Source organism: Azospirillum sp. B2RO_4, assembly GCF_051124815.1.
Taxonomy (GTDB): domain Bacteria; phylum Pseudomonadota; class Alphaproteobacteria; order Azospirillales; family Azospirillaceae; genus Azospirillum.
This window is the reverse complement of record NZ_CP118490.1, coordinates 402623-428443: the sequence shown is the minus strand read 5'-3', so window position 1 is coordinate 428443 and position 25821 is coordinate 402623. Positions and strand designations below refer to the sequence as shown.

18 protein-coding genes are annotated in these 25821 nt (G+C 69.0%); 11 read left to right on the top strand and 7 right to left on the bottom strand.

Features of this window, described 5'->3' with window-relative positions; translation table 11 throughout:
- Positions 1 to 24 precede the first annotated feature (24 nt).
- The 3 genes from PWS46_RS28030 to PWS46_RS28020 form a co-directional block, all read right to left on the bottom strand.
- Positions 25 to 3825: a response regulator gene (locus PWS46_RS28030; RefSeq protein ID WP_434624704.1), complete on the bottom strand. Its 3801-nt coding sequence runs from the start codon at positions 3823 to 3825 to the stop codon at positions 25 to 27.
- Positions 3822 to 5258, bottom strand: a complete 1437-nt coding sequence (locus tag PWS46_RS28025) for a sigma-54-dependent transcriptional regulator (RefSeq protein WP_434625208.1) — start codon at positions 5256 to 5258, stop codon at positions 3822 to 3824. The genes PWS46_RS28030 and PWS46_RS28025 overlap by 4 nt, the downstream gene beginning before the upstream one ends.
- Positions 5259 to 5414: 156 nt before the next feature.
- Positions 5415 to 6185, bottom strand: coding sequence for an FCD domain-containing protein (locus tag PWS46_RS28020; RefSeq protein ID WP_434624702.1), 771 nt, complete (start codon positions 6183 to 6185; stop codon positions 5415 to 5417).
- Between the two features lie 284 nt (positions 6186 to 6469).
- On the opposite strand from PWS46_RS28020, the gene PWS46_RS28015 reads away from it, so the two are divergent.
- The 5 genes from PWS46_RS28015 to PWS46_RS27995 are packed head-to-tail and all read left to right on the top strand — an operon-like array spanning position 6470 to position 12654.
- A complete protein-coding gene (locus PWS46_RS28015) occupies positions 6470 to 9352 on the top strand; it encodes an FAD-binding and (Fe-S)-binding domain-containing protein (protein WP_434624701.1) in 2883 nt (960 codons plus the stop codon).
- A 43-nt stretch (positions 9353 to 9395) separates the two neighbouring features.
- The gene (locus PWS46_RS28010) at positions 9396 to 10145 is read left to right on the top strand and encodes a (Fe-S)-binding protein (protein WP_434624699.1); all 750 of its coding nucleotides are present in this window, start codon (positions 9396 to 9398) and stop codon (positions 10143 to 10145) included.
- The gene (locus PWS46_RS28005; RefSeq protein WP_434624697.1) at positions 10135 to 11559 is read left to right on the top strand and encodes a LutB/LldF family L-lactate oxidation iron-sulfur protein; all 1425 of its coding nucleotides are present in this window, start codon (positions 10135 to 10137) and stop codon (positions 11557 to 11559) included. The genes PWS46_RS28010 and PWS46_RS28005 overlap by 11 nt, the downstream gene beginning before the upstream one ends.
- The gene (locus PWS46_RS28000) at positions 11552 to 12400 is read left to right on the top strand and encodes a LutC/YkgG family protein (RefSeq protein WP_434624695.1); all 849 of its coding nucleotides are present in this window, start codon (positions 11552 to 11554) and stop codon (positions 12398 to 12400) included. Before PWS46_RS28005 ends, PWS46_RS28000 begins: the two co-directional genes overlap by 8 nt.
- Positions 12397 to 12654, top strand: a complete 258-nt coding sequence (locus tag PWS46_RS27995; protein WP_434624693.1) for a hypothetical protein — start codon at positions 12397 to 12399, stop codon at positions 12652 to 12654. Before PWS46_RS28000 ends, PWS46_RS27995 begins: the two co-directional genes overlap by 4 nt.
- On the opposite strand, the gene PWS46_RS27990 is transcribed toward PWS46_RS27995, so the two are convergent.
- The gene (locus tag PWS46_RS27990) at positions 12597 to 13898 is read right to left on the bottom strand and encodes a D-amino acid dehydrogenase (protein WP_434624691.1); all 1302 of its coding nucleotides are present in this window, start codon (positions 13896 to 13898) and stop codon (positions 12597 to 12599) included. The genes PWS46_RS27995 and PWS46_RS27990 overlap by 58 nt on opposite strands.
- Before the next feature lie 370 nt (positions 13899 to 14268).
- Between PWS46_RS27990 and PWS46_RS27985 the strand changes: the two genes are divergently transcribed.
- A complete protein-coding gene (locus PWS46_RS27985) occupies positions 14269 to 15798 on the top strand; it encodes a sigma-54-dependent transcriptional regulator (RefSeq protein WP_434624689.1) in 1530 nt (509 codons plus the stop codon).
- A gap of 21 nt (positions 15799 to 15819) precedes the next feature.
- On the opposite strand, the gene PWS46_RS27980 is transcribed toward PWS46_RS27985, so the two are convergent.
- Positions 15820 to 16632, bottom strand: coding sequence for a zinc-ribbon domain-containing protein (locus PWS46_RS27980; RefSeq protein ID WP_434624688.1), 813 nt, complete (start codon positions 16630 to 16632; stop codon positions 15820 to 15822).
- Between the two features lie 213 nt (positions 16633 to 16845).
- On the bottom strand, positions 16846 to 18495 hold the full coding sequence (locus PWS46_RS27975) for an electron transfer flavoprotein-ubiquinone oxidoreductase (RefSeq protein WP_434624687.1): 1650 nt from the start codon (positions 18493 to 18495) through the stop codon (positions 16846 to 16848).
- Between the two features lie 151 nt (positions 18496 to 18646).
- On the opposite strand from PWS46_RS27975, the gene PWS46_RS27970 reads away from it, so the two are divergent.
- The 5 genes from PWS46_RS27970 (at position 18647) to PWS46_RS27950 (ending at position 25368) form a co-directional block, all read left to right on the top strand.
- A complete protein-coding gene (locus PWS46_RS27970) occupies positions 18647 to 19540 on the top strand; it encodes a uracil-DNA glycosylase (protein ID WP_434624684.1) in 894 nt (297 codons plus the stop codon).
- A gap of 288 nt (positions 19541 to 19828) precedes the next feature.
- The gene (locus PWS46_RS27965; protein ID WP_434624682.1) at positions 19829 to 21937 is read left to right on the top strand and encodes a lytic transglycosylase domain-containing protein; all 2109 of its coding nucleotides are present in this window, start codon (positions 19829 to 19831) and stop codon (positions 21935 to 21937) included.
- A gap of 55 nt (positions 21938 to 21992) precedes the next feature.
- Positions 21993 to 22529, top strand: coding sequence for a molybdenum cofactor biosynthesis protein B (gene moaB, locus PWS46_RS27960; RefSeq protein WP_434624680.1), 537 nt, complete (start codon positions 21993 to 21995; stop codon positions 22527 to 22529).
- Positions 22530 to 22540: 11 nt separating this feature from the next.
- The gene (locus PWS46_RS27955; protein WP_434624678.1) at positions 22541 to 23557 is read left to right on the top strand and encodes a phosphotransferase; all 1017 of its coding nucleotides are present in this window, start codon (positions 22541 to 22543) and stop codon (positions 23555 to 23557) included.
- A 92-nt stretch (positions 23558 to 23649) separates the two neighbouring features.
- On the top strand, positions 23650 to 25368 hold the full coding sequence (locus PWS46_RS27950) for a tetratricopeptide repeat protein (RefSeq protein WP_434624676.1): 1719 nt from the start codon (positions 23650 to 23652) through the stop codon (positions 25366 to 25368).
- Between the two features lie 10 nt (positions 25369 to 25378).
- On the opposite strand, the gene PWS46_RS27945 is transcribed toward PWS46_RS27950, so the two are convergent.
- The gene (locus PWS46_RS27945; RefSeq protein WP_434624674.1) at positions 25379 to 25783 is read right to left on the bottom strand and encodes a bacteriohemerythrin; all 405 of its coding nucleotides are present in this window, start codon (positions 25781 to 25783) and stop codon (positions 25379 to 25381) included.
- Between the last annotated feature and the right edge of the window lie 38 nt (positions 25784 to 25821).

The following is a 25821-nucleotide window of genomic DNA, read 5'->3' as shown; positions in this document are numbered from 1 at the left end:
CAATCCACAAGGCCGGAAGGACGCTCAGGCCGCCGGCCGCTGCACGCCGGTGCGCTGGCGCAAGCAACGCTCCAGCCGCGCGGACTCGTGCAGCAGCACGGGCAGGAGCTGGCCCGCCTGGTCCCTGTCGCCGTTGCGGCAGAGGACCTCCATGCGCCAGGCATGGTGCATGACCGTCATCCCGCCGAAACTGCCGGCGAGGCTGGACAGGTCGTGCGCCTCCCCCGCCAGTGCCCGCAGGTCCGCGTTGCCGGCCAGGACGGACTCCGCCATCGCCGACAGCCGGTCCAGCCGGCGCGACACGTCGTCGAGGAAACTGTCGACGATCAGCGCCAGATTGTCGGCGCCCACCGTCTCCACCAGATCGGCCAGCACCGCCTCGTCCAACGCCTCGTCGCCCTGGTTGCCGCCCTCGTCGTCGCCCTCGTCGCCGCTGCTGACGTCACCCGGGTCCGCCGGAATGCCGGCGGAGCCGGGCCGGTCTTCCGGCGATTCCATCCAGCAGTCCAGCGCCGCCAGCAGGCCGGCGCGGCTGATCGGCTTGGTCAGATAATCGCTCATGCCCGCGCGCAGGCACAGCTCGCGCGTGCCGGGCATGGCGTCGGCGGTCAGGGCGATGATCGGCAGGCTGGCCATGGCGCCGCCGCGCGCGCGAATCGCTTGCGCAGCCTCCAGACCATCCATCCCCGGCATCTGAACGTCCATCAGCACCAGATCGAAGCCGCCGCGGCAGGCCGCCGCGACCGCCTGCTCCCCGTCCTCCGCGACCTCGACCGCGTAGCCCAGCTTGCGCAGCAGGGTGGTGGCGAACAGCTGGTTGGTGCGGTTGTCCTCCGCCAGCAGGATGCGGCCGCGGCGCGGCGTCTCCTCCGGCCCGGCGTTCGTGGCCGGAGCGGCGGAAACGGCTGCAGAAGCCGTCGCCACCAGCAATCCGGTCAGGCAGTCGGCCAGCGAACTCTGGCGCAGCGGCCGGTTCAGCGTGGCGTGGGCCAGCCCCTGGGGCACGCCGTCGACTCGCGCGGCCGGCGCCAGCGTGACGATCAGAACCCGCCGCGTCGCCGCCAGCGCCGGATCGCCGGCGATGGCCGCCAGCAGCGCATCGCCGCCCATGCCGGGCATGGTCTGGTCGGCGAGCACCACGTCGAAGGGCCGGCCGCCGGCCGCCGCGCGCCGCAACGCCTCCAGCGCGTCCGGTCCGTTTTCCACCGTGGCCGGCATGGCGCCCAGGCTGTCGAGCATCGACGCCATCACCCGGCGGTTCACCGCCAGATCGTCCACCACCAGCGCCCGCCGCCCGGCCAGCGGCCGTTCGCCCGGCGGCAGGGTCTCGTCGGACGCCTCCCCCGACTGAGCCAGCGGCAAATCGACCAGGAAGCGGCTGCCCGTGCCCAGGCTGCTCTCCACCGCGATGCTGCCGCCCATCAGTTCCGACAGCTGGCGGCAGATCGCCAGTCCCAGACCGGTGCCGCCGAACTTGCGGGTGATCGACCCGTCGACCTGCTGGAATTTGTTGAACAGGGTGGGCAGCGCCTCTGCCGGGATGCCGATGCCGGTGTCGGTCACGGTGATGCGCAGCACCAGATGGGAATCGGTGGCGTCCAGAGCCTCCAGTTCCACCGCGACGGACCCCTGGTCGGTGAATTTGACCGCATTGCCGACCAGATTGACCAGAATCTGCCGGATGCGAGTCGGATCGCCCAGCAGCGTGCGGCGCAGCAGCGGGTCGATATAGAAGCCGATCTCGATCCCCTTCTCGTGCGCGCGCGGGGTCAGCAGCTCCACCACGCCTTCCACCAGATCGGCGGCGTCGAAGGGCAGCGTCTCGATGGTGACGCGGCCGGCCTCCAGCTTGGAGATGTCGAGGATGTCGTTGATGATGGTCAGCAGCGCGTTGGACGAGCTGCGGATGGCCTGGGCGAACTGGTGCTGCTCGGGGGTCAGGGCGGTGTCGAACAGCAGCTCCGTCATGCCCATGATGCCGTTCATCGGCGTGCGGATCTCGTGGCTCATCGCCGCCAGGAATTCCGATTTCGCCTGGGTCGCCGCCTCCGCACGGGCCCGGAGCGCATCGGCCTCCTCGCGGGCGGCGTCCAGCCCTTCGGCCAGCGCGCACATGTCGGCGGCCTGACGCTGCAATTCCGCCTCGAAGCGCTTGCGCTCGGTGATGTCGGTGCGGGTGCAGACCAGCGAGCCGTTGCTGGTCCGGTTCTCCGCCACCACGATCCAGCGGCCGTCGGGCAGTTCCCGCTCGAACGGGGCGCCGGGGTTGCGGTGCTGAGCCAATTCGGCCCGGATCCAGGCTTCGTCGCTCGGCCCGTCCGGATTGCCCGCGAACTCGCCGTTGGCGATGGCGGCGCGCAGGATATCCTCGAACGGCCGGCCAGGGGTCAGCAGCGGCGCCGTCAGCGGATGGGCTTCGCGATAGCGCTCGTTGCACAGGATCAGCCGGTCGTCGGCATCGAAATAGGCCAGCCCCTCCGGCACCGCCTCGATCGCGTCGTCCAGCGTCTGTTTGGCGAGCCGCAGTTCCTCTTCCGTCAGCTTGTCGCGCGTGATGTCGGTGTGGGCGCCGACCATGCGCACGACCCGGCCATCGGCGTCGCGGATATGGATGGCGCGGCTGAGGATATAGACGGTGTGGCCCTGCTTGTGGCGAAAGCGCTGCACCGCCTCGAATTTCGGGATCAGCCCGGCATTGTAGGCGCGGACCATCTCCAGCGCCGCAATCCGGTCCTCCTCGAAGATCAGGCCGGCCCACATGTCCAGGCTGTTCTCCAGCTCGGCGTCGCCATAGCCGAGCTGTTCCTTCCAGGTGGGGGAGAACCAGATCCCGCCGCTTTCCAGGTTCCAGTCCCAGATGCCGTCCCGCGTCGCCTGGACGGTCAGGTCCAGAAGCTCGCGGTTCGAGCGCAGTTCCGCCTCTTCCCGCTTGGCGTCGGTGATGTCCTGGACGACGCCCAGCAGGCCGACCGGCCGGCCGTCGGCCCCGCATTCGGCCATGCCGCGGATGAAGACATGGCGCAACGACCCATCCGGCCGGATGACGCGCGCCTCGACCGAGAAACCCTCGCCGGTCGTCCGGGCCCGCTCGACCAGATCGGCCAGAAGCGGCCGGTCGTCAGGGTGGTAGCAGGAGCGCGAAAGTTCGACGGTCGGCGGCTCGCCCTGCGGCAGGCCCATGATACGGTAGACCTCGTCGGACCAGCGACGCGCACCGGTGACGAAGTCGATGTACCAGTGGCCGAACTGACCGATCTCCTCGGCGAGGTTCAACAGGCGAGACCGGTCGCGCAGCTCCGCTTCGGCCCGCTCGCGCCGGGCTACTTCGCGGCGCAGCGTCATCTCGTCCACCACCAGCCGGGCGAGCTGGGCCAGCGTCTCCGCTTCGCGCTCGTCGAAACCAGCGTGGGGCACGTCGTCGATGACGCAGAGCGTCCCCAGCTTCTGCCCATCCGCCACCAGCGGCGCGCCGGCATAGAAGCGGATGTTCGGCGCCCCGGTGACCAGCGGATTGCCGGCGAAGCGCGGATCCCTGGTCGCGTCCGGCACGACCAGCAGGCCGTCGTCCAGAATGGCGTGGGCGCAGAAGGCGAGATCGCGGTGGGTCTCCGTCGCCTCCAGCCCGACGCGGCTCTTGAACCACTGGCGTTCGCGGTCGATCAGCGAGACCAGCGCGATGCGCGTGCCGAAGAAATGCCGGGCCAGCCGGGTGATGTTGTCGAAGCCCGATTCCGGCGCGGTGTCGAGAATGCAGTAGGAGTCCAGGACCGCCTGCCGCCGGCTTTCGTCGGGCGGCAGTGGGGCGGGCACCACCCCCGCGCTCACGCGGCGGTCTCCCCGGCGCCGCGGGCCTCGGCGACGCGCCATTGCTGAAGCTTGCGGTAGATGGTGGACGGGCTGATCTCCAGCATCAGGGCAGCGCGCGGCACATCGTCGCCGGTCAGCCGCAGCGCCTTCTGGATCATGTCCTTCTCGACCAGCCAAAGCGGCTGGACGGCGCCATCCTCTGCCGCCGCATCGGCGGCCGGCGACCCGCAGGCGGCGCATGGAGATGTGCCGGCGTCGGGACCGCCGATCGCCGGACCGCCCATCGGCGGCAGCATGTCCAGCGTGACCTGCGGCCCATCGTGCAGCACCACGATATTGCGGACGACATTCTGCAGTTGCCGCACGTTGCCGGGCCAGTCATGGGCGCGCAGCCGCGCCTCCACCTCCGGAGCGAAGGCCGACAGCGCCTTGCCCTCCTCCCGCGCATAGTCGATCAGGAAGAAGCGCGCGATCTCGATCACGTCGTCGCCGCGGTCGCGCAGCGGCGGCAGGGCCAGCGGGATGACGTGCAGGCGGTAATAAAGGTCTTCGCGGAAGCGGCCGGCCTGCACCTCGGCCAGCGGATCGCGGTTGGTGGCGGCGACGAAGCGCACGTCCACCCGTTCCTCCCGGCCGCTGCCGACCGGGCTGACCGTGCCGGTCTGGACGAAACGCAGGAGCTTGCTCTGCAGGTCGAACGGCATCTCGCAGATCTCATCCAGGAACAGCGTGCCGCCGTCGGCCAGCAGCGCCGCCCCTGGCCGGTCGCCCGCCGCCCCGGTGAAGGCGCCCTTCACATGGCCGAAGATCTCCGATTCCAGCAAATCCTTCGGGATGGCGGCGCAGTTCAGCGCGACGAAGGCGCCGTCGCGCCGCGGGCTGGCGCGGTGGATGGCCTGGGCCGCGACCTCCTTGCCGGTCCCGCTCTCCCCGGTGATGAAGACGTTGGCGCGGCTGGAGGCCACGCTTTCGATGGTACGGTAGACCGCCTGCATCTCCGGTGAGCTGCCGATGAAGCCGTGGAAGCGCCCGCGGTCGAGATCCTTGCGGTATCCCTCCACCATCCGCGCCAGCGTCCGCCGTTCCAGCGCGTTGCGCAGGGTCAGGTTCAGCCGGTCGGCGTTGAAGGGCTTCACGATGAAATCGAAGGCGCCGAGCTTCATTGCCTCCACCGCCAGATCGATGGAGCCATGGGCGGTGATGATGACCACCGAAACGCTCGCGTCGCGGGCCTGCAGCGCCTGGAGCACCTCCAGCCCATCCATGTCCGGCAGCTTCAGGTCCAGAATCACCGCATCGGGCGGCATTTCCGCCGCTGCGTCCAGCGCCTCTCCCCCACGGGTGCAATGCACGACCTCATGGGCGTCCGCGCGCAGGAACTCGATATAGAGCTTGGCGAGCGGGACCGTGTCCTCGATCAGCAGGATGCGGCGCTTCTTGGGAGAGGACACCTTGGGAGAAGACACTGGGCGGCACTCTGACGGTCGGTGAAAGGGCATCGATCAGGCAAGACTGCCTGCACAGTGTAACCCGGCCAAGCCTCTGCCGCCAGTCGGGCCGCGCCTACCTGCATATGACTTTTGGCCCAGAAGGCCGGGCAGAGCTGCCTACGCCCCGCTGTCGATCAGATCGGTGCGACCGATCCGCCGCAGCGAGACCTGGACGCGGGCATTGTGCTCGCGGATCTCGCGCAGGGTCTGCAGCGTGAACTCCACATGGGCGTCGGCCGCCGCGCTCGCAGCATCCGCGTCGCCGGCCAGGACCGCGTCGGCGATGGCGAGATGCTGCCGCAGCAGGAGGTCGCGCACCCCCGGCCGGGAATAGAGGTCGGCGCGGTTGTAGAACACGTCGTTGCGCAGCAGGTCCGACAGCGTCCGCATGATGTGCAGCATGACGACGTTGTGTGCCGCCTCGTAGACCGCCAGATGCAGGTCGGCGTCGGCATCGGCCTCTTCGGAGCTGTCGTCCTTGCCGTGTGCGGCCTGCATGCGGGCGACGATGGCGCGGATGCCGTTGCGGTCAAGGTCGGTTGCCCGCTGCGCCGCCAGCCCGGCCGCCGCCGCCTCGATGGAGCGGCGGAACTCCAGATAGTCGAAGGAGGCATCCGGCTTGTTGCGCAACAGCGTCATCAGCGGATCAGCGATCTGCGACAGGAAGCTGGCGACATGGGTGCCGCCGCGCCCGGTGACCAGCAGGCCGCGCTCCTCCAGCTTGGCGATGGCGTCGCGCAGCGACGGGCGCGACACGTCCAGCTTCACCGCCAGTTCGCGTTCGGCCAGCAGCTTCTCGCCGGGACGCAAGGCGCCTTCCAGGATCAGCCGTTCCAGATGCTCGGCAATGGCGTCGGCCAGCTTGGCCGGTTTGATCGTCCCCTGCATTGGGTGGGCGGCCTCTCCCTGCACGTCTTCATCCACTTCTACCGATCCAAGATACGTCCGTCCAGCACCGCCGGCCTGCCGTGGATACAGCACGTAGCCGAAGCGGATCGCTTGGCAAACGATTCAGCCGTTGCACAATTTGGTAAAATCTTTTATCCACATCGAGCCGCATGGAAAAGACTTGTCTGCACCTGCCCGTCCGATGGGGGACCGCCCCTGTCATGGGCGGAGGACGCCGTAGCGACGCCATGCCCTCCGTCCCTCTCCAGCAGGAGCCGCCGCCGATGCCGACCCTCCCCCAGGCCGCCACGCTGCCCGCCCCCTATGACCGCGTGCTGGCCGAGCTTCAGGCGGTCGTCCCGCAATCCCGGCTGGTGACCGATCCGCTGCGCACTCTGGCCTACGGCACCGACGCCAGCTTCTACCGGCTGATCCCCAAGATCGTCGCGCTGGTGGAGACGGAGGAGGAGGTGGTCCGGCTCCTGCGCATCACCCGCGGCCACACGGTTCCGGTGACCTTCCGCGCCGCCGGCACCAGCCTGTCGGGGCAGGCGGTCAGCGACAGCGTTCTGGTGGTTCTGGGCGACGGCTGGCGCGGCTGCGCCATCGGTCCGGCCGCGGCCACCGTCACCCTGCAGCCCGGCGTGATCGGAGCGGAGGCTAACCGGCGGCTGGCGCCGCTGGGTCGCAAGATCGGTCCCGATCCGGCTTCCATCGCCACCGCCAAGATCGGCGGCATCGCCGCCAACAACGCCAGCGGCATGTGCTGCGGCACCGCGCAGAACAGCTACCGCACGCTGGAGTCGATGCGGCTGGTGCTGGCCGACGGCACGGTGCTGGACACCGCCGACGCGGCCAGTTGCCGCGACTTTCAGCAAAGCCACGGCGCGCTGCTCGACCGGCTGGCGGATCTCGGCGCCCGCACCCGTGCCGACGAGGCGCTGGCCGGCCGCATCCGCGACAAGTTCCGCATCAAGAACACCACCGGCTACAGCCTGAACGCGCTGGTGGATTATGAAGACCCCGTCGACATCCTCCAGCACCTGATGATCGGGTCGGAAGGGACGCTGGGCTTCATCTCCGCCATCACGCTGCGCACCGTGCCGGAGCATCCGCACAAGGCCAGCGCCCTGCTGTTCTTCCCCGACATCGGCGAGGCCTGCCACGCGGTATCGCTGCTGAAGGCCGCGCCGGTCGACGCGGCGGAGCTGATGGACCGCGCCTCGCTGCGCTCGATCCAGGACAAGCCGGGCATGCCGCCGCAGATCCGCGGCTTCGGCCCCGACGTGGCGGCGGTGCTGGTGGAGACCCGCGCCGAAAGCGCCGCGGCGCTGGAGGCCAACGTGGCGGAGATCGCCGCGGTGCTGGCCGACTGCATCACCATCGGCGACACCCGCTTCACCACCGACGCCAAGGCTTGCGAAGGCTTCTGGAAAATCCGCAAGGGCCTGTTCCCCGCGGTCGGCGCCATCCGTCAGACCGGCACCACCGTCATCATCGAGGATGTCGCCTTCCCCCTGCCCCGGCTGGCCGAGGCAACCCGCGAGTTGCAGGCGCTGTTCCTCCGCCACGGCTATCACGAGGCGATCATCTTCGGCCATGCGCTGGAAGGGAACCTCCACTTCGTCTTCACCCAGGCCTTCGACAGCCAGGAGGAGATCGACCGCTATCGCCGCTTCATGGACGATGTGGCCGTGCTGGTGGTCACCCGCTATGACGGCTCGCTGAAGGCGGAACACGGCACCGGCCGCAACATGGCCCCCTTCGTCGAGATGGAATGGGGACCGCAGGCCTATGGGCTGATGAAGGAGATCAAGGGGCTGTTCGACCCCGACGGGCTGCTGAACCCCGGCGTCATCCTGAACGGCGACCCGCAGGCCCATCTGAAGAACCTGAAGCCGCTGCCGCCCGCCGATCCGCTGGTCGACACCTGCATCGAGTGCGGATTCTGCGAGCCGACCTGCCCGTCCCACCGCTTCACCCTGTCGCCGCGCCAGCGCATCGTCGGCCGGCGCGAGATGGCGCGTCTGGTGGCTGCCGGCGACGATGCCGGGCGGTTGGTGGAAATCAGTGCCGCCTACGACTACCAGGGCATCGACACCTGTGCCGCCTGCGGCCTCTGCGCCACCGCCTGCCCGGTGGGGATCGAAACCGGGCTGCTGATTAAATCGATGCGCGGCGAGCGGCGCGGTGCTGTGGCCCGCAAGGCGGGGACGATGGTCGCCGACCATATGGAAGGCACGCTGAGCCTCGCCCGCACCGGCCTGCGGCTGGCCGACCTCGCCCGCCGCACGGTCGGGCACGGCGTCACCCAGGCGGCGGCGCGTGTGCTGACCGGAGGCAGTCTGCCGGTGCTGCCCCGCCACATGCCGATGGCCGCGACCTTCTCGCCGCACCCGGACGCGCCCGGCACGGACGATGTGCCGACGGTGGTCTATGCCCCCAGTTGCGTCAGCCGCACCATGGGACCGGCGGCGAGCGATCCGCAGCAGCGCCCGTTGCCCGAAGTGGTGGAATCGGTGATGCACAAGGCCGGCTTCCGCATCCTCTATCCGGAGGCGGCGGACGGCCAATGCTGCGGCATGCCGCTGGAAAGCAAGGGGCTGAGCGAAGCCGCCGACGCCAAGGCCGACGCAATGCTGGCCGCGTTGTCGAAGGCGAGCCACGGCGGCCGTTATCCGGTGGTGATGGACACCAGCCCCTGCGCCCTGCGCCTGAAGAAGCGGTTGACCGATGCCGGCCTGCGCATTCTCGACGTGGCCGAGTTCCTCAGCGAATTCGCCCTGCCCCGCCTGAGCATCGCCAGGACGGCGGAGCCGGTGATGCTGCACCTGACCTGCTCCACCCGCCGGATGGGTCTGGACGGCGCGCTGACCGCGGTGGCCAAGGCCTGCGCCGATACGGTCGTGGTACCGCCCGACGTCGGCTGCTGCGGCTTCGCCGGCGACAAGGGCTTCACCACGCCGGAACTGAACGCCCATGCGTTGCGCCACCTGCCGGCGTCGGTGCCGGAAGGCTGCGCATCGGGCTACTCCACCAGCCGCACCTGCGAGATCGGCCTGTCCGACAAGGCGGGCGTGCCCTACCGGTCGATCGTCTATCTGGTCGACGCCTGCGCCACGGCGAAGGTGACGGAGAAGGTTCGGGTGGCGGAACCGGCATTTTGAACGAAGCCCAGCCATAAGAAGACGCCCAGCGAGGAAACGCCCAATGCCCTCCACTCCCAAACCCACCCGCGTCTATTACTTCGGCACCTGCCTCGTCGACCTGTTCTTCCCCGACGCCGGCATGGCCGGGATCGAGCTGCTGCAATCGCAGGGACTGACCGTCGTCTTCCCGCAGGGGCAGAGCTGCTGCGGCCAGCCCGCCTACAACTCCGGCTACCGCGCCGAGGCGTTGAAGGTCGCCCGCGCCCAGCTGGACCTGTTCCCCGGCGACGATCCGATCGTCGTGCCGTCCGGCTCCTGCGCCGGCATGATGAAGAAGCATTGGCCCGACCTGTTCCGCGGTGAGCCGGACGAGGCGAAGGCGGTGCAGGTGGCATCCCGCGTGTGGGAGCTGACGCAGTTCCTGGTCCATGTGCTGGACGTCCAACTCACCGACAAGGGCGAGCCGGTGCGCGTCACCTGGCACGCCTCCTGCCATGCCCAGCGCGAGATGGGCGTGGTGGACGAGCCGAAGGCGCTGCTGCGCCAGCTCGCCAATGTCGAATTGGTGGAGTTGAAGAGGGAGAAGGAATGCTGCGGTTTCGGCGGCACCTTCGCCGTGCGCCATCCGGAGATTTCCGCCGCGATGGTCGGCGACAAGGTGGCGGACATCGAGGATACCGGCGCCGCCCGCGTCGTGTCGGGCGATTGCGGCTGCCTGCTGAACATCGGCGGCGCGCTGGAGGCCGGAGCAAAGGCCGCGCGCGGCCAGCACATCGCCCAGTTCCTGAAGGAGCGCATCCATGGACGGTAACGCACCGGACTTCGCCGCCGCCTCCCGCGCGGCGCTGGCCGACCCGCAGCTGCGCGGCAACTTCCGCCGCGCCATGGACGGGCTGATGACCAAGCGCGCCGCCCAGTTCGCGGATACGGCCGAATGGCAGGGCGTGCGGGCGCTCGCCGCCTCGGTTCGGCTGCGCGCCCTGTCGAAGCTGCCGGAACTGCTGGAGAAGCTGGAGGAGAACTGCACCCGCAACGGCATCACCGTCCATTGGGCCGCCACGACGGACGAGGCCAACGCCATCGCTCTCGACATCCTGCACAAGGCGAACGCCAGGCTGGTGGTCAAGGGCAAGTCGATGGTGACGGAGGAGATGCACCTGAACGCCGTTCTGGAAAAGGACGGCATCGAGGTGCTGGAAAGCGACCTCGGCGAATACATCGTGCAGCTGGACGGCACCATGCCGTCTCACATCATCATGCCGGCGATCCACCTGAACACGAAGCAGATCGCCCATCTGTTCAAGCGCAAGATCAAGGATGCCGAAAGCCGGGAGGATGCGGCCTATCTGACCGACCTCGCCCGCCGGGTGCTGCGCGCCAAGTTCCAGGCCGCCGACGTCGGCATGTCCGGCGTCAACGCCGCGGTGGCGGAGACCGGCACCCTCTGCCTGATCGAGAATGAGGGCAACGGCCGCATGTGTACCACGGTGCCGCCGGTCCACATCGCCTTCATGGGTCTGGAGAAGGTGGTCGAAAAGCTGGAGGACGTGCCGCCGGTCATCAGCCTGCTGCCGCGCTCCGCCACCGGCCAGCCGATCACCACCTACGTCAACATGATCTCCGGACCGCGAAAGGACGGTGAGAAGGATGGCCCGCGCGAGGTGCATCTGGTCATCCTCGACAATGGCCGTTCCGGCATCTACGCCGACCCGGAACTGCGCGACACGCTGCGCTGCATCCGCTGCGGCGCCTGCATGAACCATTGCCCGGTCTACACCAAGGTCGGCGGCCATGCCTACGAGGCGCCCTATCCCGGCCCGATCGGCAAGATCCTGGTGCCGCAGATCGAGGGGCTGGCCAAGCGCGGCGCCATGCCCCACGCCTGCACCATGTGCAACGCCTGCGTCGAGATCTGCCCGGTGAAGATCCCCATCGTCGAGATCATGGGGCGGCTGCGAGTCGAGGCGGTGAAACCCGGCGGCGCGGTGAAGGACGGAGGCGCGAAGGCCAGCCGGGCGGAATCGATGGTGTGGAGCGGGTGGGCGGCGATGAACGCCTCCCCCACCGCCTACCGCATCGCGACCACGGCGATGAGCAAGCTCGGCAATGCGGCACCGGCGTCGCTGCCCATGCTGAAGGAGTGGACGAACGTCCGCACCAAGCCGCGCTTCGCCGGCCGCACCCTGCACGACCTCGCCCGCGCCAAGGGGATTCCCGATGTCTGACGCCCGCAACTCGATCCTGACGAAGCTGCGCAAGACGCGCGACGCTCACCCGCTGACCCCGCCCACGTCGGACTTCGCGCCGATCGAGGCGAAGCACTGGACGCCCGAGGAGCGCCTGTCCCGCATCCGCCGCCTGATGGAGGCGGTGCATACGGAGTTCCTCGACGCGACCGAGGCCGACTGGCCGGCGGTGCTGCGCGAGTTCCTCGTGAGTGAAGGCGTGGGCTCCTTGATGTACGCGCCGGCGACGGAGGCGGGGAGGAGGCTGGTCGAGGGGTGGGGGACCGTTTCCCCCTCTCCCCCCCGCTCACGCGCAAACGAAGTTTGCGCTGACGCGACAGGCGGACCTGCGGTCCGCCGAAAGCGAGGAGAGGGTCGGGGTGAGGGGGAGGCATCGCATGATTCCCCCGAAGGTCCCGCCACGAATCCCCCTCACCCTAACCCTCTCCCCGGGGGGGAGAGGGGATCTGCGCCGGGTCCGGTTCTCATCCCCTACGACCGTCCCCTCGAAGACCTCAAGCCCCAGCTGTTCGAGTCCGTCGAGGCCGGCCTGACCACCACCCGTGGCGCCATCGCCGAGACCGGAAGCCTGATCCTGTGGCCGACGGCCGAGGAGCCGCGCACCCTCTCGCTGATCCCGCACATCCACGTCGCCATCCTGCGCACGGGCGCACTCTACGACACCTTTCTGCAGGCCATGCGCGAGCAGGGATGGGCACAGGCGATGCCGACCAACGCGCTGCTGGTTTCCGGCCCCAGCAAGACCGCCGACATCGAGCAGACGCTGGCCTACGGAGTCCACGGCCCGAAGCGACTGATCGTTCTGGTGGTCCATCCATGACCACCCGCCCAACCAACGAGCCGGCGGCCCGGCTCTACGAGGCGATCCTGCATCTCAGGCGCCTCGGCCACCGGGTGGAGAAATGCGAAGGGCGGCGCGGGCGACATCGGCTGGATGGGGCCGAAATCACCGACGCCGCCCTTCTGGAGCTGGCGATGACCCGCGTCCGCCGGGCGGCGCGGGTCACATGTTCAGGTCAGGCCGGACGGACGGCGGCCGGGCGGGATACTGCAACCGTCGGCTTGCGGCCGTAGCGTTCGACGCTCAAGCCCTCCATGTCGATCTCGGTCCGGCGTCCGCTGACCACGTCGGCCAGCACGCGGGCCGAGCCGGCGGACATCGTCCAGCCCAGCGTGCCGTGGCCGGTGTTGAGATACAGGTTGCGGACGTGGGTCGGCCCCAGGATCGGCGTGCCGTCCGGGGTGTTCGGACGCAGGCCGGTCCAGAACTCCGCCTTCGACAGGTCGCCGCCCTTGGGGAACAGGTCGCTGACCACATGGTCCAGCGGCCCGCGGCGGCTTTCGCGCAGGCTCAGGTCGAAGCCGGACAGCTCCGCCGTACCGCCGACGCGGATGCGGTCGCCGAGCCGGGTTACCGCGATCTTGTGCGTCTCGTCCATCACCGTCGATTCCGGCGCATGGGCGGCGTCAGTGATCGGCAGGGTCAGCGAGTAGCCCTTCACCGGATAGACCGGCAGGTCGATGCCCAGCGGCTTCACCAGCTTGGGCGAATAGCTGCCCATGGCGACGATGTAGCTGTCGGCGGTCAGGGTACCCTGGTCGGTCAGCACGCCCGTGATCTTGCGACCGTCGCTCTCCAGCCCGCGGATGGAGACGCCATAGCGGAACTCCACCCCACGCTTGGCGGCATAGGCGGCCAGCTTGTTGGTGAACTGGAAGCAGTCGCCGGTCTCGTCGCCCGGCAGGTGCAGCGCGCCGACCAGCTTGTCCTTGACATGGGCCAAAGCCGGCTCGACGGAGGTCAGGCCATCGCGGTCGAACAGGCTGTAGGGAACGCCGTAGCGCTCCAGCACCGCCATGTCGTAGCCGGCGGCGTCCATCTGCTTCTGGGTGCGGAAGACCTGCAGCGTGCCCTGGGTGCGCTCGTCATAGGTGATGCCGGTCTCGGCGCGCAGAGCCTTCAGGCAGTCGCGGCTGTATTCGGCGACGCGGACCATGCGGCTCTTGTTCAGCTGGTAGCTCGCCTCATTGGCGTTGGCCAGCAGCTTCAGGCACCAGGACCACATCGCCGGATCCAGCTTCGGCCGGATCACCAGCGGCGAATGCTTCATCATCATCCACTTGGCGGCCTTCAGCATCAGCCCCGGCGCCGCCCAGGGAGCGGAATAGCCCGGCGACACCTCGCCCGCGTTGGCATAGCTGGTCTCCAGCGCCGGGCCGGCCTGACGGTCGATGACGGTCACCTCATGCCCGGCGCGCGCCAGATAATAGGCGGTGGTGACACCGATGACGCCGCTGCCCAGAACGATCACGCGCATGAGACTGGCTCCCAAGGGGATGGATGACTTCGCTTGGGGGAGTGATTCGCAAACACCGTGCCAGACAGGAAAACGGCGGATTTGCTGCGGTGCGGGGGGAGCGGTGGGGCGTGAAGTGTATGCGGATGTTTACAGAGGGATGGGATTTTGGGTGTGAGATGTTGAAGACCAAGGGATTTTAGGGGTGTAAAGATTTTGATACGGCGTAACGTATTATGTACAGTAGTTGCCGGATGCCCCCTCCCCAGCCCTCCCCCGCTTCGCGGGAGAGGGAGCTGAGCGCAAGAACGGCGGAGTTCCCTCTCCCGCGGAACGCGGGGGAGGGTTAGGGAGCGAGCAAAAGCACTTCCCACCCACAACCTTTACCCCCATGCGCATAGAAGTCACCTTCACCGACCGCGTCGGCATCGCCCATGAGATCCTCGCCGTGCTGGCGCTGCGCCGCCTGAACGTTGTCGGCGTCGAGGTCGACCCGCCGCTGATCCACATCGACGCTCCCGGTCTCGATCCGGCAGCGCTGCCGGCCTTGTCCGACGCGCTGCGCACCATCGCCGGGGTGCAGTCGGTGGCGGCCATCGACATGCTGCCGGGCACGCGGCGGCGGCTGCATCTCGACGCGCTGCTCGCCGCCCTGCCCGATCCGGTGCTGGCGGTCGACCGCGGGGGGCGTGTCGTGGTGGCGAGCACCGCCGCCGCCCAGGTCGCGGGATTGCCGGAGTCGCGACTGGCCGGCCTTGATTTGGGCGAGCTGTTCGGCGAGCCGGCGTTGACGCGGGAATTGACCGCCGGCGGCTTCCGCATGTCGGGCCGCGAGGTGACGCTGAACGGCCAGCCCTTCCTGCTGGAGGTGACGCCCATCGTCGATGTCGAGGCGGCGGGCGCCGTCATCACCCTGTTCACCCCGTCACGCCTGGGGGAACGGCTCGACGCCATTCAGAATTTCGATGAGGGCGGATTCGACCGCATCCTCGGCGAATCGCCGCCGGTTCGGGCGCTGAAGGCACGCGCCGCGCGGGTCGCCGCGATGGAGGCGCCGCTGCTGATCCTGGGCGAGACCGGCACCGGCAAGGAGCTGATCGCCCATGCCTGCCACCGCGCCAGTCCGCGCCGCGACAAGCCCTTCCTGGCGCTGAACTGCGCCGCCGTTCCGGAGAATCTGGCGGAGAGCGAGCTGTTCGGCTATGCCCCCGGCTCCTTCACCGGTGCTCAGCGCGGTGGCAAGCCCGGCCTGTTGGAACTGGCCCATGGCGGCACCGTCTTTCTCGATGAGATCGGCGAGATGTCGGCCTACCTCCAGGCCAAGCTGCTGCGCTTCCTCAATGACGGCAGCTTCCGCCGGGTCGGTGGAGAGCGCGAACAGAAGGTGGATGTCCGCGTCATCAGCGCCACCCACCGGTCGCTGGAGGCGATGGTCGCCGACCACAGCTTCCGCGAGGATCTGTTCTACCGCCTGAACGTGCTGTCGCTGAGCGTCCCGCCCTTGCGCGAGCGCGGCCATGACATCCTGCTGCTGGCCCGCCATTTCATCGCCCGCGCCGCGGCGCAGGCCCGCCGGCCACCCGGCCGGCTGACCCCCGCGGCGGCGGCGGCGCTGCTCGCCAACCGCTGGCCCGGCAATGTCCGCCAGTTGGAGAACGTCATCTTCCGCGCCATGACCATGAGCGACGGCGGTGCGCTGGACGCCGCCGATCTGGAACTTGCCGGCGCCGGCATGCAGTCGGCCGGGGTGCCGGCGGAAGAGGCGGACAGTTGGGAGGACGCGGTGGAGGGGTTCGAGCGGACGCTGCTGCGCCGGCTTTACCCCCGCTTCCCGTCCAGCCGCAAGCTGGCGGCGCGGCTGAACACCTCGCACACGATGATCGCCAACAAGCTGCGGAAGTACGGCATTCCGGAGCGGTGAAGACGCCGGATTCGGGACGGGTCAGTGGCCGCTTGAATGTCCGGATGCCTTGGCCGGAGCGGCATGGCTGTCCGCCGCCGGCTTGGCGTGACCGGCTGTCTTCTCCGGAGCCTTCTCGGCCGGCTTTTCGGCGGCTGGAGGCTCCATTCCCGGGGGCGGGCCGCCGAAGGTGATGGTCACCTCGGTCACCGGACCGGGATCGGGCTGGCTGTGGTGGAAGTTCGCCGATGCGCCGGGGCCCAGGGTCTCGGCCGACGGCTCGATGGTCCAGCTCTGCAGCAGCTTGTGCTCGGGCCCGAAGGTGATGACGCGCAGCGGCGGCAGGGTGCGCTCGACCTCTGTGCCGTTTGCGACCTCGCCATCGAGCAGCAGGACGGTCGTCCCGTTTTCGATCTTCTGTTCGGAACGGATGTTGCGCAGCTCGAGCCCGAAGCCCGGCGGTTCGGCCGGCATGCCGAGGGTGTCATAGAGCAAGGCTGCAGGCGGCCAACTGCGGACGATGGCGTCGCGGCCGAAATAGGCACCGGCAGCGGTGCCGGAGACCAACAGTCCCAGCAGGGCGAAACCGATCACCGTGCTGCGCGCCGGCTTGGCGCGCGGCGCCTTGGGCGGCTTGACCTTGGCCTTCGCGGCAGTCTTGGCAGCAGACTTGGTGGGGGTGGCCGGCCGGATTTCCGTCAGCGCGTCGGGGACCACCTCATCGGCTTCCGGCCGGTCGGGCATCTGCCACCACGTGTGGCCGCAGCGGGCGCAGCGAACCTTCCGGCCGTCCTGGCCGAGCGACTCATCGGACAGGGTGTACCGCGTCGAGCAGGTCGGACAGGAAACGATCATCGCGCCGTCGCAGAAAGGTTACCCCCTGCCTTATAGATAGGAGTGGCCCCCGGCGCAACCGACACCGGCGGCGCGGCTGTGCCCCCTCCCCAACCCTCCCCCGCTCACGCGGGAGAGGGAGCTGCGGCGGCATCGCAAATCTTCCCCTCTCCCGCGAAGCGGGGGAGGGAGGGACCCGCGGCGAAGCCGTGGGAGGGAGGGGGCAAAAGCCCTTTACATCCCGCCCGGATAGTTCGGCCCCCCGCCGCCTTCCGGCACGACCCAGTTGATGTTCTGGGTAGGATCCTTGATGTCGCAGGTCTTGCAGTGGACGCAGTTCTGCGCGTTGATCTGCAGGCGCGGGTCGCTGCCGTCGTCGTTGCGGACGATCTCGTACACGCCGGCCGGGCAATAGCGCTGCTCCGGCGCGTCGTAGAGCGCCAGATTGACGCTGATCGGCACCGACTTGTCCTTCAGCGTCAGGTGCGGCGGCTGGTCTTCCTCATGGTTGGTGTTGGAGAGGTAGACCGAGGACAGGCGGTCGAAGCTGACCTTGCCGTCCGGCTTGGGGTAGGCGATCTTCGGCGCCTCGCTGGCCTTCACCAGGGTGGTGTGGTCGGCGTGGTGCTTCAGCGTCCAGGGCGACTTGCCCTTCAGCGCCGTCTCGTAGGCGGCATTTGCCAGACCGGCCCACAGGCCCCTCTGGAAGCCCGGACGGATGTTGCGCACCGCGTAGAGTTCCGGCCAGACCCAGGACTGCTTCAGCCGCTCCGGATAGGCGATGACCTCGGGGCCATTGTCGGCGCCGCCGGTCAGGTGGTCAAAGACCGCCTCGGCCGCGACCATGCCCGACTTCATCGCGGTGTGGTTGCCCTTGATCTTCGGCACGTTCAGGAAGCCGGCGCCATCGCCGATGAGGAGGCCGCCGGGGAAGGTCAGCTTCGGGATCGACTGGAAGCCGCCTTCCGACAGGGCGCGGGCGCCATAGGCCAGACGCCGGCCGCCCTCGAAGGTCGGGCGGATCGCCGGGTGGGTCTTGTAGCGCTGGAATTCCTCGAACGGGCTCATGTGCGGGTTCCAGTAGTCGAGGCCGACGACGAAGCCGACCGACACCAGATTCCCTTCCATGTGATACAGCCACGACCCGCCATAGGTCTTGGGATCCATCGGCCAGCCGATGGTGTGGACGATCAGGCCCGGCTTCGACTGCGACGGGTCGACCTCCCACAGTTCCTTGATCCCGATGCCGTAGGTCTGCGGCTGGCAGTCGCGGCGCAGATCGAACTTCTCGAACAGGGTCTTGGTCAACGAGCCGCGGCAGCCCTCGGCGAAGATGGTCTGCTTGGCATGCAGTTCCATGCCGGGGGTGTAGTTGCCGGTCTTCTCGCCGTCCTTGCCGATGCCCATGTCGCCGGTGGCGACGCCCTTCACCGCGCCGTTGTCGTCATACAGCACCTCGGCGGCGGCGAAGCCGGGGTAGATCTCCACCCCCAGCTCCTCGGCCTGGGTCGCCATCCAGCGGGCCAGATTGCCCAGGCTGATGATGTAGTTGCCGTGGTTGTTCATCTGCGGCGGAGCGAAAGGCGACTTGTAGGCCTTCGTTTCCGTCAGGAAGAGGAAATGATCCTCCTGGGCCTTGGTGGTGAGCGGAGCGCCCTTTTCCTTCCAGTCCGGGATCAGTTCGTCCAGCGCATGCGGTTCGAAAACGGCGCCGGACAGCAGGTGCGCACCCACCTCCGACCCCTTTTCGATCACGCAGACGCTGAGCTCCTGGCCGCTTTCGACCGCGCGCTGCCGCAGGCGGATCGCCGCACTCAGGCCCGACGGGCCAGCGCCGACGATCAGAACATCGTATTCCATGACCTCGCGCGGTTCGCGTTCCATCACCACACTCCCCCACCGTCTTGTTTTGGTACTGTTTCCCTCGGGACGCCCTATGGTGTTTTGCGGGCGCGTGCTTGTAGCACGGTTTGCGCCGCACCCAAATTGGGTATCTGGACATGTAAGACCACACGATCTGTGGTAAGGTCAAACGATGATTGACGTATGCGACATCCTCGACGCGCTGCGCTGGCATGCCGACATCGGCTGCGACGAGGCCATCGGCGACGAGCCGACCGACTGGGCCACCCTCACCGCCCGGCCGGTCGCGCGCGCGTCGTCTTCGGGTGCGCCCGCGGTGGGTGCGGCCCCCGGCGGCGGCCTGGCACGCGGCCCGGCCCCGACTCGGACACCCGCTCCGGCGGCCCCTGCCGCCGTTCGTCCGGCCGCCCTCTTCGCGTCCCCCGACCAGCCGCTGGGCGCCAGCGAGGCCGGCATCCAGGCCCGCGCCAGGGCCGGAGAGGCGCAGACGCTGGAGGCGCTGGAGGCGGCCCTGCGCAGCTTCGACGGCTGTCCGCTGAAGGCGACGGCAATGAACACCGTGTTCGCCGACGGCAACCCGCAGGCGCCGGTCATGCTGATCGGCGAGGCGCCGGGCGAGGACGAGGACCGGCAGGGCAAACCCTTCGTCGGGGTCAGCGGCAAGCTGCTGGATCGCATGCTGGCCCAGATCGGGTTGGACCGCGGCAAGGTCTACATCGCCAATATCCTGCCCTGGCGCCCGCCCGGCAACCGCAGCCCGACCCAGGCGGAAATCGCCGCATGCCTGCCATTCCTGGAGCGGCATGTCGAGTTGGTGCGGCCGAAGCTGCTGGTGGCACTGGGCGGGGTGTCGGCCAAGACCCTGCTGAACCGGGCGGAGGGGATCACCCGCCTGCGCGGGCAGTGGAAGACCTATGAAGTTGCGGGAGCAGCGGTCCCGCTGATGCCGATGCTCCATCCGGCGTACCTCTTGCGCAACCCTATCGCAAAGCGGGAAGCGTGGCGGGACATGCTTGCGTTGCAGCAAAGGATCGGCGAAGAAGGCATCAAGTATTCCCAAGACTAAAACCGATGTCAAAGCGGCGCCTAAATCGTTCGTATGAAAGCGGTTGCCGCGCAGCACAAATGCCGTCAACCCACGCCGAAAGGCACCTTCCCAATGGGCTAGAGCCTTTTTTCCAGCTCTGTTAAGCCGTTGTAACATCTGCCGAATACCAGCCATGACACATTCCATGCGAATCCGTTGCTTGCGGTTCGCGCGGTCGTGGGGTATCCCGGAGCCATGCTCCGGATATTTTGCAGTGCAGCATACCGGGTCGCGAGCGCGGCCCCGCTGCGGCGGAACCTTCTGGGGGTGCTGGGTCTCACGGTGGCTTTCACCCTGGGTCCCGACGGTGCGGTCGGGTTCCGGCCCGCTTGCGCCGCCCTCATCATCCACGCGCCGGACGGTCACGCCGTCGTCCCGCCCGGCGGGGATTCCGTGCCTGACCCCGACAGCCCCGTTTTCGGCGAATCGCTTGGCGATCCGGCCACCGGGCTCCCTGAAATTGCAGCCCCCGAGTCCGCCGACGGCGATCCGACGATTGCCCCCACGGTGGATGAGGCGCCCGGCCCGACCGGCGTCCCACTTCTGCTCGCGACCGACGACGATGCCCGCGCCGTCCAACTGGACGAGGAGGATGCCGCCCGTTACCGCCGCATCTTCGCGGCGCAGGAGCGGGCGCATTGGGATGCCGCCGACGCCGAGATGGCGAAGCTGAAGGATCGCCGATTGGTCGGCTACGTCCTGCGCCAGCGCTATCTCCACCCCGACCGCAAGGCCAGCTACGAAGAACTCGCCCGCTGGATGCAGGATTACGGCGACCTTGCCGGGGCTGAACGGATTCACAGCCTGGCCCAGAAGCGCCAGCCCGCCGGCCAGCGCGCACCGAAGCCGCCGCGGGGCGAGGAGCGGGTGCGCCTCGTCGGTTCGCTGGAACGATTGGGCGGCCTGCGAACCGTCACCAGCAACGAGGATGACGAGGACGACAGCGTCACCGTCGCGCCGCGCAGCCGCACCGTGTCCCGCGCCCGCAGCGACCGCGCGGCGGTGGCCCGGGTGGAGGAGCTGCTGCGCTCCGGCCGCACCGCCGCCGCCCTCAGCCTGCTGGGCCAGGACGATTTCGGCGGCAAGCTCGACACCGTGCAGTATGACGCCGCCCGCGCCCGCATCGCGGCATCCCTCTTCTATTCCGGCGAGGCGGCCCAGGCGCTGACTCTCGCCTCGGCCAGCGCCGCCCGGTCCGGCGACATGCTGCCGGAAGCGCATTGGATCGCCGGGCTCGCCGCGTGGCGGCTGAAGCAGACCGACCGCGCCGCCCGCCACTTCGAAGGCATGGCCGCGGCCGGCCCGCGCTCCCCCTGGAAGGCCGCGGCTGCCGACTATTGGGCGGCCCGGGCGCTGGCCCGCAAGCCCGGCAAGGAGAAGGAGGCGGCGGAGCATCTGGCCGCGGCCGCCCGCTATCCGCACACCTTCTATGGCCTGATCGCGCTGCGCACCCTGGATGGGTTGGGAAAGGTGCATTGGCAGGCGCCGGAACTGACCGGACGCCAGTTGGCGGCGATGGCGGCCAAGCCGGCAGGATCCCGCGCCATCGCCTTGCTCCAGGCCGGTCAGCGCGAACTGGCGGGAATGGAACTGCAACGCATCGATCCGCAGGGCGACCAACTGGTCGAACAGGCGATGGTGGCGCTGACCGACCGGGCCGGCGTCGCCTCGCTGTCGCTGCGGCTGGGCAACGCGGTGGCAGGACCGGACGGCGCGCCCTATGCCGCGGCGCTCTACCCGCTGCCGCACTGGAAGCCGCGCGACGGTTTCGCACTGGACCGCGCGCTGGTCTTCGCAGTGATGCGCCAGGAATCGCGCTTCGACCCGCGGCTGGTCAGCTCCGCCGGGGCGACCGGGCTGATGCAGATCCTGCCCAGCACGGCCCAGCATGTGCGCGAACGCAACGCCGACATCGGCAGCGACGACGCCAGCCGCGACGCCCTGTTCGACCCGTCCCGCAACATGGAGCTGGGCCAGCGCTACCTGTCGGAACTGCTGGGCATGCCGGACATCGACGGCAACCTGTTCCTTGCCGCCGCCGCCTACAATGCCGGGCCGGGCAATCTGGCGCGCTGGCGGCGCGAATTGAGCGATATCTCCGACCCGCTGCTGTTCATCGAAAGCCTTTCCTTCGGCGAGACACGCGACTATGTGGAGAAGGTGATGGCGAACTTCTGGATCTACCGGCTGCGGCTGGGCCAGGAGACCGCGTCGCTCACCGCCGTCGCCGATGGGAAATGGCCGGCCTACACCGCGGTGGAGGCCCGCCCGACCGAGGTCGCGACCCGTCCGGATCCGCTGCCCCCGGTCAAGCCGGCGACCCCCGTCGCGGTGGAAACGGTGGCGGAGCGGGGAGAGGCCAGCCCGACACCCTGACCGCCGGCGCCCCCTCGATCGGGCTCCGGCCCGACATGAGGACACGCCTGCCGCCATGCCGAAGATCGACGAAAGCCGCCCCTTCCTTCCCGTGAACGTCGCCGTGGTGACGGTGTCCGACACCCGCAGCGCCGCCGACGACCGCTCCGGCGATGCGCTGGCGGAGCGGATCGCCGGCGCCGGCCACAAGGTCGCCGCCCGCACCATCGTCAAGGACGACATCGCGGCGATCCGCGCCCAGGTCCAGGGCTATATCGCCGATCCGCAGATCGACGTGGTGCTGACCACCGGCGGCACAGGCGTCACCGGCCGCGACGTAACGCCGGAAGCGGTCGAGGCGCTCTATGAAAAGGCGATCCCCGGCTTCGGCGAGCTGTTCCGCTATCTCAGCTATGCCAAGGTCGGCACCTCCACCATCCAGAGCCGGGCGACCGGCGGCGTCGCCAACGGCACATACATCTTCGCCCTGCCCGGCTCGCCCAGCGCCTGCCGCGATGCCTGGGACGACATCCTGGTCTGGCAGCTCGACAACCGCCACCGCCCCTGCAACCTTGTGGAGCTGATGCCCCGCCTGCGCGAGCATATGGCGTGAGCGGAGTTGGTATGAGCGGATTGGCCGGATTCTCGATCGAGGCCCTGCACGCGGCGCTGACCCGGCTGCCGCGCCTTGCCGACCTCTCCGCCGACGCGCTGGAGCCGATGCCGCTGAAGGGCGTCGCCCACGACCATGTGCGGCTGCGCGGCCGGCGGCTGGTCGCCCGCATCCCGCGCTGGAGCCAGCTCGGCCTCGACGCCTGGACGGCGCTGGAGCGGCAGGCCGCCGCCTTCCAGCGGGCGGAGATGTCGGGCCATACCCCCCGCTTCGCCGGCTTGCTGCCTCCCGGCGACGGGCTGCCGCTCGGCGCCCTGGTGGTGGGCGAGGTGGAGGGTCACACCCCCGTCCTGCCCGACGACATGCCGGCCATCGCCCGCGCCCTTGCCGCTTTGCACCGCATGGCGCCGCCGGATTTCCATGAGCCGCTTCCCGCCCCACCCGATCCGGTCGCCGCACTGCTGGCCCAGGTGGAACGGCAGGCGGAATGGTTTGACCGCGCCGACCTGTCGCCCGAATCTCGTGCCCTGATCGCGGAGGAGCTTGCCGCCGCCCGTGCCGGCGACCTCGCTCCGCCGCGAGAGACCCCGATGCCGCTGACCGCGGTGGGGGTGGACGTTCATCCCGGCAATTTCCTGATCGATGCCCACGGCAAGGCGTGGTTCACCGACCTGGAAAAGTTGCAATACGGCCACCCGGCCAGCGATCTCGCCCATGCCAGCCTCTACACCTCGACCAAATGGGATCCGGAGGTGAATGCCGAACTGGCCCCGGCGGACGTCGACGCCTTCATCCAAGCCTGGGCCGTCGCGGTTCCGGGCGACCTCGCCGACGAGGTGCGGCCCTGGATGAAGCAACTGCGCCGGCTGACATGGTTGCGCACCCTGTCCTGGATGGCGCGCTGGTCGGTGGAGGGCGCCACCCTGTCCCCCAGCATGCCGGAGCACCTTCGCGCCCACATGGACGCCCACGCCACCGACATCCTGCGCCCGGAGCGGATCGAACAGGTGCGGCGGGAGTGGCGTTAGCGGGTGTGAAAGCAGGGTGCACGCGAAAGTCTCTTGCCCGCGCCCTGCCGAAAATGATGGGATACCGACTCGGAAAACGAGGTGACGAGAGCATGACGAGTTTCCGACGCCGGTTGCTGCCGATCTCCCTGGCCGTCCTGTTGGCCGGGAGCGCCTTGGCGCCCGCCCTTGCCGCCGGGCCGGCAGCAGGTCCCGCCGCGGATGATGCCACCGGGTCCGCCACCGGCAGCTATCTGGCCGGCCGCTACGCCCAGCACCAGGACGACTGGACCGCGGCGGCGCGCTTCACCGCGCAGGCTCTGGCCGCCGATCCCGATGATCCCGCCCTGTTGCGCCGCACCTTCCTGCTGCGGCTGGGCGAGGGGCGGATCGATACGGCGGTCGGCTACGCCGGCCGGCTGCTCGGCGAAAAGGGCGAGCCGCAGATGGCGCTGACCCTGTTGGCCGCCGACGCGCTGGCCAAGGGCAAGCTGGATGAGGCCGACGGCTATGCCGCCCGCCTGCCGACCGACGGACTCGGCCGTTTCCTGACACCGCTGACCCGCGCCTGGCTGGCCACGGTCCGCGGCAAGACGGACGAGGCGCTGACGGCGTTGCAGCCGCTGTCCGGCGTCCAAGGCTTCGAGGCGCTCTACAACCTGCATGCCGGGCTGATCCTCGACCTCGCCGGCCGCAACGACGAGGCGGCGGCCCGCTACGCCAAGGTGACGGAGACCGACGCGCCGCTGCGCGTGGTGCAGATCGTCGGCAGCTTCATGAACCGCACCGGCCGCAAGGACGAGGCGCGCAAGCTCTACGCGGCCTTCCAGGGCAGCAACCCCGACGGGCTGCTGGTGGAGCCGGCGCTGGCCGCCATGGCGAACGCCCCGTCCGACACCCGCCCGGTCCCCAATGCCCGTTCCGGCCTTGCCGAGGCGCTGTTCGACCTGGGCAGTGCGCTGCATCATGAGAATGCCGACGAGCCGGCGCTGCTGTTCGGCCGCATCGCGCTGCACCTGCGCGACGATCTGGGGCTGGCCCATCTGCTGATCGGCGACATCACCGCCTCGCGCGACCATCACGAGGAGGCGCTGGCGGCCTACAGGAGGCTCGAGAAGGACCCGCTGCTGGGCTGGACCGCCCGCATGCGCGAGGCCGACAGCCTCGCCCGCATGGACCGCAACGACGAAGCCATCGCGATCCTCAAGGACCTCGCCGCCGAACGGCCGGAGCGCACCGACGCGATCACCCGACTGGGCGACATCTATCGCTACGCCAAACGCTATGCCGAAGCCATCCCCGCCTACACCACCGCGCTGGAACGGATCGGCACGCCGCAGGAACGGCATTGGCCGCTGCTGTACGCCCGCGCCATGTGCTACGAGAAGACCGGGCAGTGGCCGCAGGCGGAGGCCGATCTGCAGACGGCGCTGAAGCTGCGGCCGGACGAGCCGTCGCTGCTCAACTTCCTCGGCTACAGCTGGATCGACCGCGGCGAGCATCTGGGCAAGGCCAGGGCGATGGTGGAGCGGGCGGTGGAACTGCGCCCGCGTGACGGCTACATCGTCGACAGCCTGGGCTGGGCGCTCTACCGGCTGGGCGACTATGAGGCGGCCGTCGCCAAGCTGGAGCGCGCGGTGGAGTTGAAGCCGGTCGATCCGACCATCAACGACCATCTCGGCGACGCCTATTGGCGCGCCGGCCGCCGCAACGAGGCCCGTTTCCAGTGGATGCGCGCGCTGCGCAGTGCCGACGACGACACCGACAAGGCCGCCATCCAGTCCAAGCTGGACAAGGGCCTGCCGGAGCAGAAGGCCGCCGCGAAGCAGTGATGGGGCAACCCTACATCGTCTCCGCCACATAGGGCTTGTACAGGCTGTCGGTCTGCTGGATGTGCTCCACGAACCAGTCCTTCAGCAGCAGGATCAGGTCCATGCGCAGCATCGTGGGGTTGTCGCCGTCGAAGTCGCGGGCCAGCTTTTCCACCTCGTCGGCGAAATAGCGGTGGGCGGCGAGGTGGCCGTCCAGTTCGGGATAGCCGCAGCGTTCCATCATCGCCTCTTCCCGGGCGAAATGAACGGCGACATAGTCGCGGAGGCTGGCGAGCAGGCTGGACAGCTCCTCCCGGTTGGCTGGGGTGATGCCGCTTTCCAGCAAACCGTTGAACAGGTCGAGAAGGCGCCGGTGCTCGTCGTCGAGCACGGGCACGCCGACGCTCATGGATTTGTCCCAAACGACGTAGCTCATCGCAACGATCTCCCCCCTCGCGACCCGCGATCGCAGGC

Excerpts from the sequence above, each read along its gene's own strand:
- PWS46_RS28020 (WP_434624702.1), bottom strand. The coding sequence starts at position 6,185 with ATGCAGGGGACGATCAAACCGGCCAAGCTGGCCGACGCCATTGCCGAG.
- PWS46_RS28015 (WP_434624701.1), top strand. The coding sequence starts at position 6,470 with ATGCCGACCCTCCCCCAGGCCGCCACGCTGCCCGCCCCCTATGACCGC.
- PWS46_RS28010 (WP_434624699.1), top strand. The coding sequence starts at position 9,396 with ATGCCCTCCACTCCCAAACCCACCCGCGTCTATTACTTCGGCACCTGC.
- PWS46_RS28005 (WP_434624697.1), top strand. The coding sequence starts at position 10,135 with ATGGACGGTAACGCACCGGACTTCGCCGCCGCCTCCCGCGCGGCGCTG.
- PWS46_RS28000 (WP_434624695.1), top strand. The coding sequence starts at position 11,552 with ATGTCTGACGCCCGCAACTCGATCCTGACGAAGCTGCGCAAGACGCGC.
- PWS46_RS27995 (WP_434624693.1), top strand. The coding sequence starts at position 12,397 with ATGACCACCCGCCCAACCAACGAGCCGGCGGCCCGGCTCTACGAGGCG.
- PWS46_RS27990 (WP_434624691.1), bottom strand. The coding sequence starts at position 13,898 with ATGCGCGTGATCGTTCTGGGCAGCGGCGTCATCGGTGTCACCACCGCC.
- PWS46_RS27985 (WP_434624689.1), top strand. The coding sequence starts at position 14,269 with ATGCGCATAGAAGTCACCTTCACCGACCGCGTCGGCATCGCCCATGAG.
- PWS46_RS27980 (WP_434624688.1), bottom strand. The coding sequence starts at position 16,632 with ATGATCGTTTCCTGTCCGACCTGCTCGACGCGGTACACCCTGTCCGAT.
- PWS46_RS27975 (WP_434624687.1), bottom strand. The coding sequence starts at position 18,495 with ATGGAACGCGAACCGCGCGAGGTCATGGAATACGATGTTCTGATCGTC.
- PWS46_RS27970 (WP_434624684.1), top strand. The coding sequence starts at position 18,647 with ATGATTGACGTATGCGACATCCTCGACGCGCTGCGCTGGCATGCCGAC.
- moaB (WP_434624680.1), top strand. The coding sequence starts at position 21,993 with ATGCCGAAGATCGACGAAAGCCGCCCCTTCCTTCCCGTGAACGTCGCC.
- PWS46_RS27955 (WP_434624678.1), top strand. The coding sequence starts at position 22,541 with ATGAGCGGATTGGCCGGATTCTCGATCGAGGCCCTGCACGCGGCGCTG.
- PWS46_RS27950 (WP_434624676.1), top strand. The coding sequence starts at position 23,650 with ATGACGAGTTTCCGACGCCGGTTGCTGCCGATCTCCCTGGCCGTCCTG.
- PWS46_RS27945 (WP_434624674.1), bottom strand. The coding sequence starts at position 25,783 with ATGAGCTACGTCGTTTGGGACAAATCCATGAGCGTCGGCGTGCCCGTG.